The sequence below is a fragment of the Methanosarcina spelaei genome, from assembly GCF_002287235.1.
GTDB lineage: Archaea > Halobacteriota > Methanosarcinia > Methanosarcinales > Methanosarcinaceae > Methanosarcina > Methanosarcina spelaei.
The window spans coordinates 21,593-33,002 of the sequence record NZ_LMVP01000357.1 but is presented as its reverse complement, the minus strand read 5'-3'; the positions used below and the strand labels follow the sequence as shown (position 1 = coordinate 33,002).

Sequence of the window (11,410 nt, the reverse complement as noted above, 5' to 3'; positions counted from 1 at the left end):
TTATTATATTTTATAAATTATTATATTTTACAATTTATTATATTTTACAATTTATTATATTTTGCATCTTATTATATTCTGTATCTTATTATACTCATATCTTATTATATTTAGTACGAAAAATTATACGATCAATAAATGAAACATTATGAGTTTCTGGAAACTAATTATCACTTACTTGGAGCTACATGCCACTTACTTGGAGTTATTTACTATTCATCCAGGTTTCTCCCTTTTCTCATTATCTTCTATATCAACGTTTCCTAGCAAAACGAAAAGCAGTCAGATGAACTTCTGGATTTATAATAGGAATGAGTAAAGCTTCGGATTTTAATACAGGCAGTAATTTGGATTTCAGATTGACACCGGCAGCAGGTTAAATTCTATGAAAACTGATAGTAATATAACCTTTCAACCTAAGTTCCGCATTTTTAGGCACATAAATGTCTCCTGATATCGGAGTATGCTCTTAAGTTTAAGCACATAATATTTGTAGCAGAATTTCAAAATCGTGGTCTTCTGACCTCGCAGATTCTCATTACTACATATATGCGCTTAAATTTTGGGAACTAAGGTTTCAAACGAGTATAAGCAATAAGTTAGGTATAAGTTAGGTATAAAGCTAGTAAAGTTTGCTCAGGATTTTGCATTTGTTCCTTTTCACTTAACTGAGCTTTTCGGTTTATTCTGGATTCACAAGAAGAAGATAAAAAGAAAATAAGGATTGTAGGAGAATTTTTTATCTATAAATTCGCTAAATAACGGCTATTTTCCCAATTTGGTAAGAAATAGGACGAAGTTTTCAAATAATTTCGACACCTTTATTAGCAGTTTGGCACTCATAAGGGACTTAAAAAAGCGAACAATAAAAACAGAATCGGTGAACAAAACCTTTTTTCATAAGTTCAGGATGGAAACTATAAAATGAATTTCAGTTTGCTTGATCTTATCCTGTTTTCAGAGAAGAGAAAAGATTTTCTTCTGCTCCTGAAAGAAGGTCCTAAAAGTATTGAAGAGGCACTTGAAAAGCTTCAGGTACCGAGGACGGCCCTTCTTCCGCAAATAAAGAAGTTAAAAGAAGAGGAGCTGGTAATACATGAAGGAGGAATATATCGGCTCAGTGAGATAGGGGAAATTGTTGTCGAAAAAATGCAGCCACTGATTGAGACTCTGTCAGTTTTTGAGAAAAATGAAGAATTTTGGGCCGATAGAAAGCTTGCTCCTATCCCACCCTATCTTGTAAATAGAATAAATGAGCTTGGAAATTATCGCCTCATAGAACCTGACCTCAGTCATACTTTTGATTTGAACCCGGAACTTTTGAAAAACCTTTCCAAGTCAACCTATACCCACATGCTTTATTCTTATTTCCATCCTCAACTTCCTGCTTTTGTACTCAACCTTGCAAAAAAAGGTATTGAAATTTCCCTTGTTTTGAGTGAAGCAGTATACTTACGGCTTGTAGAAGATTTCAAAGAAGAAGGGAAAGAATTTCTCAAAATGGAAAATTCAAGTCTTTATATTCTGGAAAAAAAAAGAGTGGAAATTCCAGCGCTCATTGCTACCGCTAACAATATAATGACTATGGGATTGTTTAACGAAAGCGGGAGGTTTGACCGTCAGTATGTGATAAGTTTCGAACCACAGGCAATAAAATGGGGACAAGAACTGTTCGAATACTACAGAGACATGAGCAGGGAAATAAATAAATAAATAAATAAATAAATAAATAGCAATGCATAGACCCGCAGATTACTGAGTGATAAATTATTAAGTCCTGACTATTGAGATGAAGACCTGAGCCTAATCAAAAATTGACTTTTGAATATTTCGTACAAGTTCCTTAAAAGGAATCAAAACATTGAGATACAAAACCAACTGCAGTCATCGTTATTGCTAACAACGGTTTCGAGGAAATTCAAACCTTTATTTGAGAATATAAAAAAGATAAACACTTTATTCATATAAAGCGTTTATTTCTACTTCTCTGATCTTATCCCTGGTTACATTCCGTAGTTACACCGTCAAATGTATCTGGATTTGCCTCAGCTTCTTCCTTTGTGGCGTGCGTGGTTTGATCCTTGTGAACAGGTGGCGAATAGATCACATAGAATTTCAGAGGACCTGTTTCCAAAGTGTTAATGATATTGTGCTGAGCACCGGCAGGCACAACCACCGCAGACCCGTTACCTACTTCATACTCGTTACCGTTAATTATACACTTTCCCTGTCCTTCTTCAAAACGGAAAAACTGGTCATTTTCCTCATGCACTTCCATTCCGATTTCCCCTGTCCTTCTTAAAACGGAAAAACTGGTCATTTTCCTCATGCACTTCCATTCCGATTTCTTCTCCGGGCTTGAGGCTCATAAGTACCAGCTGGCTATACTTTGCAGTATAGAGCACCTTGCGGAAATTGTTATTTTCCAAAGTAGCATTTTCGATATTAATAGAAAATCCTTTCATTTTGTTTTTTGTCTTCTCTGCAGGCTTCTCTGCAGGCTTATATGTTTCCTTACCAGCCGTACAGGGCGCTTCTTTGGAATTTACTGCCACTGCGGCAATTGACAGTAAAAAACAAACTGCCAGCAAAATACCCAGTGTATTTTTAAGATTCATTTGTCGACTCCCCCAACCTGTTTCAATTTAACAAATTTTACAAATTTTGGTTTTCAATCCACCGATGTTGGCAGAAGTATTTACTATATAGACAAATTTTACAATTTATATTAATTTAGGCACTAATAATAGTAAATTCTGCCCTTATTTATATTGTGAAATTTGCCAACAAAGGCGATTTCAAACACATGCAATAGAAAAATTATATTTGAGGAATATAATATTAGTAGAAACATAAATATTATGAAGATTAAAATAATGATCTTAATATTGATTTTTTTCACTCAAAATTTCCAAAAATAAATACCAGAGTTATATATTTTCCATAGTACCTCCTCTTCAAACATATCGCACTTTCATTAGTTCACTAAATTTGGAACCTAACCTCATGAATGTCTGACTAACCGAGAAAAATCGAGATTATGGTCCTCAAAAATAGTCTTGAAAAGCTTACTGAGTGAGACTGAAAATTGGCTTTGGGATGGAGATCACAAACTGAAATTTGAATTAAAGATATGGATTAAAAGATTTTTGATTTTTGAATTAAAGACCCAGATTAAAAGATTTTTTGAGTTAAAATTGTGTAAAATTTTATTTATAAACAATAAATTTGGAGAGAATTTTGCCACTTGCAGTAACCTTAAATATTAGGCATACCTAAATAGGGAAAATTGATAATTAGGTTTGCCTAAAAATTAGAGTAAAAGTATGAAACTGCCAGTTATCTGTTCCGAAAAAGAATGTTGCTGCGGAAAAAAGGAATGTACTCCTGGAAAAGGGCTTCCGAAAATTATACTCATCGGAAACCCTAATGTGGGAAAAAGCAGCCTTTTTAATGCCCTTTCCGGAAGTTATACCCTGGTTTCCAATTATCCCGGAACCTCAGTCGAAATCACTCATGGAAAAGCAAGGATTGGAGAAAGGGAATATGAAATTATTGACACACCCGGGATGTATTCCCTACTCCCTGTAAGTGAAGAAGAAAGAGTCTCTCAGCTTCTGCTTTTTGAGGAAAAGGCTTCAGTTTACCTTCATGTAATAGATGCCCGAAACCTCAGACGCATGCTTTCTTTCACCCTTCAGCTACTTGAAGCCGAGCTTCCTCTCATCCTTGTCCTGAATATGATGGATGAGGCTGAAGAAAGGGGAATTGAAATCAATATATCTGAGCTCAGCCGTTCTTTGGGAATCCCGGTTATAGGAACTGTTTCAAGCGAGGGAAAAGGGATAGAAGAACTTAAAGCTGCAATTTCGGAGTTTACCCTGGAAAACAATGCGCAAAAGTTTAGGCAAAAAATGGACTATGGCTCGAAAATTGAACCGTATATCGAAGCAGTTGAAGGTCTTCTTGAACCTTCAGAAGAAGCCGAAATCTCAACCGGAATCTCAAGAAGAGCGATCTCACTCCTGATGCACCAGGAAGACAGGACAGCTTTTGAATACCTGCGCAGAGCTGAAAAAACACCAGGATATTGGGATGAAAGACATGAAAAAAACTCCGAAGAAATCCGGAAACTTGTGAAAGCTGCCTCAAAGATATCTGAAGTTCCTCTTTCTTATCTGTTCACTCTGAAGCGCCAGGAGCATGTAAACGGAATAGTAGAACAGGTAATGGAAATGCCTGAGAGAAGCGAGAACAAAAGTAGTGAAAACGCCGGAAAAATAAGAGCAGAAGACGACACTGGAAAGAATGGAAGTAAAATACAGAGTATCAATCTCGCTTTTCCCGAGAAAATCGACAGTATTCTCATTCATCCTGTACTTGGAATACCTGCTTTGTTTTTAATCCTGTACTTCGGACTCTATCTGTTCGTAGGCGTATTTGCAGCTGGAACCGTTGTTGATTATCTGGAAAACACGGTTTTTGGAGGGTACATAAACCCCTTTGTAACTGCAAAGTTTATATCGCTTGTACCCTATCCGGCTCTTCAGGACCTTTTTGTAGGAGAATACGGAATTTTTACCCAGGCTGTAACATATGCAATTGCCCTTATACTTCCGATAGTGGGAGCATTTTTCCTTGTGTTTTCAATTATTGAAGATACCGGATATCTTCCAAGGCTAGGCCTGCTCCTGGATAGCATGTTTAAGAAAATAGGGCTCAGCGGGAGGGCAGTAATCCCAATGGTACTCGGATTTGGTTGTTCCACGATGGCTACAATGGTTACCCGGACCCTTGAAACAAAACGGGAAAGGCTTATTGCAAATATCCTGCTGGCTCTTGCAATTCCCTGCTCGGCACAGTTAGGCATTATTCTTTCAATCCTTTCGAGAAACCCTGAGAGCCTGCTTATCTGGTCTGTAGTAATATTACTGGAGTTCGTCCTGATAGGTTTCCTGGCTTCCAGAGTCCTGCCAGGAGAAGCTCCCACCTTCATACTTGAAATGCCCCCTCTCAGAAAACCGAAGCTTTCGAATATACTGGTTAAAACTTACTCCAGAATGCACTGGTATTTCCTTGAAGTTCTGCCCCTATTTGTACTGGCAAGTGTCCTTATCTGGATAGGCAGGCTAACCGGCCTTTTTGCCTTTGCCCTGAAAATCATAGAATACCCGACAGTCTGGATAGGCCTGCCTCCTGATGCAGCTGATGTCTTCCTTTTCGGCTTTTTCAGGAGAGATTTCGGGGCAGCCGGACTTTATGGAATGCATGATTCCGGATTACTGACAGGTGTGCAGCTCGTAGTTGCAGCCATTACTCTTACCCTTTTCATGCCCTGTATAGCTCAGTTCATGATGACAATAAAAGAAAGGGGTTTTAAGACAGCCCTTGCAATTTCGGGCTTTATATTTCCGTTTGCATTTCTTACAGGTTTCATTGTAAACACCATACTAAAAGCTCTGGGGGTGAGCCTGTGAAATGCCCACTCTGCGGAAACGAATTTGAAAAAGCTGATGAAAAAAAGTGTACCGGCTGCGGGAAACTCCACAGCTGCAACAAGCAATGCTGTCCAAACTGCGGATATGAACTTGTAAAAGAGGCAAAGATAATTCAATCCATAAGGAAGTTATTCAAATGGTAACCGGAAACTCACATTTATCTATGAAAACTATAACTCTCTGCGCAATGGAGACCAGAAAAACCGGAAAAATTGACCGTCTTGAAACGAAGAACCCGGGAATTCTACAAAAGCTAATGGCTATGGGTATCCTTCCAGGCATGCCTATTACCCTACTCAGAAAGTCTCCCTCATATCTTTTTGAGGTAGACCAGACCAGATATGCTGTTGATAGGGAAATTGCGAACCATATTTATGTTAGCTGCTGATTTTACTGCCTCCGAAGGAAATGCAAAGAGGACGATAGAAGAGATCAGGTCAGCCAGGATATCAAATCAGCCGGAAAATTGTACTTAAAAATCCATAGGGATATCCTGCAAGATATTTTTTACATTTCCCAACATTCATTTACATTTTCCAGCATTTATATATCTCTAGCATTTATCAATAATCCCCAGCATTTCATTTACGTTCTCCAAGGAAGATCATCATTCCTGAAGGCGAAACTTCTTTATAAATATTCTCCAGTACTTCAAGCAAATCCTCTTCTCCACGCCAGAATGGGAACTTTCCAAGCCTTTTTGGAAGGACTGCTGCAGCCGGAGGAATATGAACTTCAAAAGATGGTCTTTTTCCTTCTTCAGGAATTTCAGGAATTTTTCCCCAGAAAGTTTCCGGATCAAGCGGTAAAGGCTCCTGAGAAAAAGAAGAGATTTTCGTTTTGCTTTGGGCTCCGGTTTCGGATCTGATCTCAACATTCGGACCTTCCAGAAGGTTTCTGGCTTCTGCAATAAGGTTCTGGTTTTCCGAGCCTGAACCCTTTCCGAGAATGGACATAAAATCGTCCATATCTACACCCCTTAGCTTAAAGATAAGGAAAGGGTCCCTGTCAAATTCTTCTCCGAGAAGGTAGTAAACAGCTGCAATATGCTTGCAGGGATTTGACCAATCCGGGCAGGAACAGTCGGTTTCAAGGTCGTCGAGCTTTTCAGGAAAAAGGGAGAGGCCTATTTCCTTGAATGCGGAGTCGATGTCTTCCGGCATTTCACCTGCAAGAAGTTTTGCTGCAAAGATAGGCTTCAAGGCAAGTCTTTCTGCAAGAAGTTCCCATTCGGAACCTGTCAGGGTACGGACTTTGATTGTTACGGAATAGGGCTTAGGGTTTGAACCCTGGACTTTGGCCCTTACAAGTCCTGTTTCTATTTTTATGGAGGTTACCTGGCCTTTACGAGCATAAGTTTTTCCGCGGGTTAACCTTGCCCCCAGGTTAAAGCTTTCAAGAGTTTTGATCCAGCGTTTCGCCCACCAGCTCTGGACAAAGCTCCCACGTTTGGATTTTGCCTTGATTCCACCTTTGACTTCAATTGGCTTTGTGGGTTCGTAATGATCATACCCATCCCAGTAAGCTGCCATTTTACTCACCTACCGCTTCTTCTCTAAGAGCTAAAATTTCCTTCAATTCCTCATTGGAAAGTTCTGTCAGCCAGGATTCTCCTGTTCCGACAACGTTCTCTGCGACCTGAACTTTGCGCTCGATAATTTCATCGATTTTTTCTTCAAGCGTGCCAGCGCAGATGAACTTGTGAACTTCGACATTTTTAGTCTGACCTATACGGAATGCCCTGTCAGTTGCCTGGTTTTCAACAGCCGGGTTCCACCAGCGGTCGAAATGGAATACATGGTTGGCTCCAGTAAGGTTAAGCCCCGTACCTCCGGCTTTAAGGGAGAGAACAAAAATAGGAAGGTACTCTTTTCCTTCCTGGAAACGCTCGAGCATCCGGTCCCGCTGCTTTCTGGGAACCCCGCCGTGCAGGAAAAGGACTTCACAGCCGAAGCTTGCCTGCAGGTGCTCTTTTAGTATTTTTCCCATCTCCGCAAACTGGGTGAAAACAAGGGCTTTTTCTCCGTTTTCCAGAACCACATCCAGCATCTCGGTAAGCCTTTCAAGTTTTCCTGACCGTCCGGGAATTCCGGAGTTGTCCTTCAAAAACTGTGCAGGATGATTGCAGACCTGCTTAAGCCTGGAAAGGGCAGATAGGATTATTCCTTTTCTCTGGATGCCCTCCTCATCAGCTTCTTCCATTGCCTCTTCGATATCTTCGAGGACTGCAGCATAGAGTGAGGCCTGTTCTTTTGTCAGTGTACAATAGGTCTTCATCTCCATTTTTTCCGGCAGGTCAGAGATGATCGAACTGTCAGTCTTCAAGCGGCGCAGGATAAAGGGGCCTGTAATTCCTTTTAGCCTGCTTGCAGCTTCCGGATCTCTTTCGGCCTGAATCGGAATAAAGAAATTTCGCTTGAAGCCAGCCTGGCTACCAAGGAAACCGGGATTTAAAAACTCCATAATGGACCATAGGTCTCCCACGTTATTTTCAACCGGAGTCCCTGTTAAGGCTATGCGGTAATCAGCATCCAGAGCCCTGGCGGCCTTTGCCTGTTTAGTTTCAGGGTTTTTGATATTCTGGGCTTCGTCAAGTACAATTCCGGCCCATGAAACCCCTTTTAAAAACTTAACATCCCGTTGCAAAAGACCATAGCTTGAGATAACAATACTATGGTTCATAGCTTCTTTTTTAAATTCCTCTTCTTTTTTCCGGCTGGTGCCGTGGTGTACCATTACCGAAATTTCTGGTGTAAAGCGGGCAGCCTCTTTTTTCCAGTTATTGATAACCGAAGTAGGACAGACCAGAAGAACCGGTTTTGTAGCTACAGGTTTTGGGAGGTTCGGACAAGTAGGAGCGTTAGGAACGCTAGGGATGTTAGGGGCATTAATAAATATTGCATCTTCACATCCGGCAGCTTCTTCTTCAACCTGTTCCAAGTCATGCTGGATAAGAGCAAGCGTCTGGATGGTTTTTCCAAGCCCCATATCGTCTGCAAGGCAGGCTCCTATACCTAATTGCCTCAAAAAAGCAAGCCAGGAATAACCTCGGAACTGGTAAGGCCGAAGAGTTCCTAAAAAACCATTGGGAGCCGGAAGTTCTTCAAATCCGGTTTTTTCCTTTAAGTGGCTGATTAATTCTCCAATCCAGCCGTCTGCATTGATTCCTTCAAAATCCAGCCCTCCGGCTTTTTCGGAAGCGCCCATAGCCAGCTTTAGAACCTCGCGCAGGCTTTCTTCTCCATGCGGGTTCTTCTTCCAGAACTCAAGAGCAGCCTTGATTTCCGCATCGTTTACTTCAACCCACTGCCCGCGTACCTTCACAAGCGGAGCTTTGAGTTTTGCAAGAGCCCGCAGTTCCGTAACTGTTAAAACCCTGTCTCCAAGGGCGATTTCCCAGTCAAAACTGACAATTTTGTCGAGGGTAAGCCCGTTTCCGGCCTGCAATTTCTTGCCCTTGACTTTTGCCTGGGCTTTTAAGTGGGTTTTTGTACCTTTGCGAGTCCACCAGCCAGGAAGAAGTATTCCGAAATCGGCCTGGCTTAAGTTAACTGCACTTTCAGTCAGGAAGCGGTAAGCCTCTTTTGTATCAAGGGAATATCCGGAAGGGTTGGGAGCCTCAAGGCTGGAAGCGATTCCTGCATTAATACCGGCAGCCTGCCCGAGAGAAGATAACAAAAATTGGCGAATATTTTTCACATCATATTTTTTCAAAGGGCTGCCCTTTTTTGGTTTCCAGGCTTCTTTTACGGGGATCAGAAGGCTTGGGTCCTCATAGGACTGAAGAAGGTAGCGGACGTACCAGAGCCCTTTGGGAATTTCGATATCAGCTATCTCTTCCCTGCTTCTATTATTTTCTTCGGTTTCTTTATTTTCTTCGGTTTCTTTATTTTCTTTGGTTCCTTTGATTTCTTCATTTTCTTCAGTTTCTTCATCCTCAACTGGCTCTTCCAACCGGAAACAGAACCTGAAAGGTGAAGTAGTAAGAATAGTGAGGGGGCGCTGCCATTCACGGATCCGGGCCTCAAGCTGAATAAGTTCGGCATCGTCTCCATAGATTAGTCCGTCGGGGCTTTTCAGGGCAGAAACCCAGGCATCGTGGACGCTATCAAATGATTCTCTTTTGCGCATCCCTTTTGTGAGCTTTTTTTCTCCTATCTCGGATCGGACTATCCAGTCAAGAGAGGATTCAATAAATTGCCTTGCCGCGAAAGCTGCGGACAACTCAGGCGGCCGTTCCGAAACTTCAGGGGCAAGAGCCCTTGCAGCAGGGGGCATTTGCTTTGCAAGCTTTGCTAGCTCTCCCGCATCTTCTCCGGAAAATACGGGTTCCCAAAATGCTCTGTACTCCCCTTCCTCTTCCCTGACGCCAGGCAGGTATTTCTGGCCTGCGACCAGCGAACCTGAGAATTTCAGGGCATCGGCCCACCAGAGAAGGTCATTTCCCGAAATGATGCCAGGAGCCAGAACTCGTTTTCCCATGCAGGCACAGAGAAGAACAAGGGTTTCTTCAGCCTCCAGAGGGTATGCATGAACAGTCCAGGGAGCCAGTGCAGGTTCGGCTTTCGAATCAGGCATTTCAGCAACCAGAGAGCTGGAAGAAGTCGGATTCCCGCCTATAGTCGGCATCCAGACGTTAATTTTTTCGGCCTTTTTTCGGCCAGGACTGCCCAGCAGCAACTCAAGGGCAGAAAACAGGTTTTCAAAACCCGAATCATAAGGATAAGGCTTTGCCGTGGGGTTTTTAGGTTTTCGCCCCCGCCGAGAACCCTGAATTTCGCGCTCAGACGGGCTTTCACCCCATAAAAATAATTGTTTTCCAATTCTGCCTGCATGAAGTATTATCATGTATTTTGTATATTAGCAAAGAAATATATAAAGAGATCGGAACCGGATGCCTGAAAACTCCGTTTGTTCTTCAGTAGAGATTCTGAAAAAGGACTTCCACTATTACATAGTTAATTTCCATGAGTATAGAACTTACACAGTTGAACTGAAAATCAATAACATTAAACCTTTAACTGTCTAACTCGCAAGTTTGATAACAATGTGTAATTCTCCCACATCATCCTTGAACACATACAGGAAACGTATTTTAGGGGAGTTGAACGTATATTTTGGATTAATATTCAAGACCTTCCCTTGCCGGGACATTTTTCTCGAAGGGGTGCTTTATAAGCCTCATCTCCGTTACAAGGTCTGCCCTTTTTATCAGTTCTTCAGGAGCCCTCCTTCCTGTCAGGACGACTGTGGTTTCTTTCGGGATTTTCTCCAGCAGCTTGAGGATGTCTTCGGTTTTCACAATGCCAAAGTGAGCTGCAAGATTTATCTCGTCCAGTATCAGGAGCCTGGGCTTCCTTTTCAGGGCTTTTTTTGCAAATTCGAGGCCCTTTTCCGCCAGTTCATAATCCAGAGGAATGGGGTTCTTGAAGTCAACGAACTCCTCCCTTCCAAACTGGCAAATCTCGTATTCCGGAGCTAGCCTGTCTTTTATTTTGTACTCCCCTATGTACTTCCTGCCTTTCAGGAATTGAACGATTATTACACTGTACCCGTGGCCTACAGCCCTGAGAGCCAGTCCAAAAGCGTTTGTGGTTTTTCCTTCTCCTTCCCCTGTGTAAAGATAAACCAGGCCTTTAACCAATTTAACCCCTCAGAAGTGTATTTTCTCCCCAGAAAAAGATTAGTTTGCAGGCATATGTTATTTTTGGATTAGGGCCTCCATGATTCACAAAAAAATTAGTTTTTCTCCGTAAAAGAGCTTTTGGTCGTCGCAGTATTGCGTGGTTTGCTTCATTTGTCAAATAATTGAAATTGATTGAAAGATTTCAGTACTGTAATATAGGACAAGTTGAATAATAATTCAAAAGGTTGGAAACTTAACTAATAAGGGACTGAATTTCGGAGGAATT

At 41.7% G+C, this 11,410-nt stretch carries 9 protein-coding genes; 4 read left to right on the top strand and 5 right to left on the bottom strand.

Features of this window, described 5'->3' with window-relative positions; genetic code table 11:
• The first annotated feature begins 924 nt into the window (after positions 1-924).
• Entirely contained in the window at positions 925-1,713 is a 789-nt protein-coding gene (locus tag ASJ81_RS14620; RefSeq protein ID WP_095645037.1) for a helix-turn-helix transcriptional regulator, read from the top strand.
• Positions 1,714-1,993: 280 nt separating this feature from the next.
• On the opposite strand, the gene ASJ81_RS23845 is transcribed toward ASJ81_RS14620, so the two are convergent.
• Positions 1,994-2,278 (bottom strand): cupin domain-containing protein, encoded by a 285-nt coding sequence (locus ASJ81_RS23845; protein ID WP_245860186.1) that lies wholly within the window; start codon positions 2,276-2,278, stop codon positions 1,994-1,996.
• A complete protein-coding gene (locus tag ASJ81_RS23840) occupies positions 2,265-2,618 on the bottom strand; it encodes a hypothetical protein (RefSeq protein ID WP_245860185.1) in 354 nt (117 codons plus the stop codon). Before ASJ81_RS23840 ends, ASJ81_RS23845 begins: the two co-directional genes overlap by 14 nt.
• 708 nt (positions 2,619-3,326) lie before the next feature.
• Between ASJ81_RS23840 and feoB the strand changes: the two genes are divergently transcribed.
• From feoB to ASJ81_RS14600, 3 genes are read left to right on the top strand one after another with little or no spacing between them, the layout of a single operon-like run.
• Positions 3,327-5,477 carry a ferrous iron transport protein B gene (feoB, locus tag ASJ81_RS14605; protein ID WP_095645035.1) on the top strand — a complete coding sequence of 717 codons (2,151 nt, stop codon included), beginning with the start codon at positions 3,327-3,329 and terminating at the stop codon, positions 5,475-5,477.
• Positions 5,474-5,641 (top strand): hypothetical protein, encoded by a 168-nt coding sequence (locus ASJ81_RS22875; RefSeq protein WP_170943328.1) that lies wholly within the window; start codon positions 5,474-5,476, stop codon positions 5,639-5,641. The genes feoB and ASJ81_RS22875 overlap by 4 nt, the downstream gene beginning before the upstream one ends.
• Positions 5,635-5,886 carry a FeoA family protein gene (locus tag ASJ81_RS14600; protein WP_095645034.1) on the top strand — a complete coding sequence of 84 codons (252 nt, stop codon included), beginning with the start codon at positions 5,635-5,637 and terminating at the stop codon, positions 5,884-5,886. The genes ASJ81_RS22875 and ASJ81_RS14600 overlap by 7 nt, the downstream gene beginning before the upstream one ends.
• Positions 5,887-6,079: 193 nt before the next feature.
• On the opposite strand, the gene ASJ81_RS14595 is transcribed toward ASJ81_RS14600, so the two are convergent.
• From ASJ81_RS14595 to ASJ81_RS14585, 3 genes are all read right to left on the bottom strand, one after another.
• Positions 6,080-7,030: an SWIM zinc finger family protein gene (locus ASJ81_RS14595; RefSeq protein ID WP_095645033.1), complete on the bottom strand. Its 951-nt coding sequence runs from the start codon at positions 7,028-7,030 to the stop codon at positions 6,080-6,082.
• 1 nt (position 7,031) lies between these two features.
• Positions 7,032-10,346, bottom strand: a complete 3,315-nt coding sequence (locus tag ASJ81_RS14590; protein WP_095645032.1) for a DEAD/DEAH box helicase — start codon at positions 10,344-10,346, stop codon at positions 7,032-7,034.
• Positions 10,347-10,620: 274 nt separating this feature from the next.
• On the bottom strand, positions 10,621-11,142 hold the full coding sequence (locus tag ASJ81_RS14585; protein WP_095645031.1) for a cob(I)yrinic acid a,c-diamide adenosyltransferase: 522 nt from the start codon (positions 11,140-11,142) through the stop codon (positions 10,621-10,623).
• Between the last annotated feature and the right edge of the window lie 268 nt (positions 11,143-11,410).

Bases quoted from the DNA above. Each gene is read 5' to 3' on its own strand.
- ASJ81_RS14620 (WP_095645037.1), top strand. From the start codon at position 925: ATGAATTTCAGTTTGCTTGATCTTATCCTGTTTTCAGAGAAGAGAAAA.
- ASJ81_RS23845 (WP_245860186.1), bottom strand. From the start codon at position 2,278: ATGGAAGTGCATGAGGAAAATGACCAGTTTTTCCGTTTTGAAGAAGGA.
- ASJ81_RS23840 (WP_245860185.1), bottom strand. From the start codon at position 2,618: ATGAATCTTAAAAATACACTGGGTATTTTGCTGGCAGTTTGTTTTTTA.
- feoB (WP_095645035.1), top strand. From the start codon at position 3,327: ATGAAACTGCCAGTTATCTGTTCCGAAAAAGAATGTTGCTGCGGAAAA.
- ASJ81_RS14600 (WP_095645034.1), top strand. From the start codon at position 5,635: ATGGTAACCGGAAACTCACATTTATCTATGAAAACTATAACTCTCTGC.
- ASJ81_RS14595 (WP_095645033.1), bottom strand. From the start codon at position 7,030: ATGGCAGCTTACTGGGATGGGTATGATCATTACGAACCCACAAAGCCA.
- ASJ81_RS14590 (WP_095645032.1), bottom strand. From the start codon at position 10,346: ATGATAATACTTCATGCAGGCAGAATTGGAAAACAATTATTTTTATGG.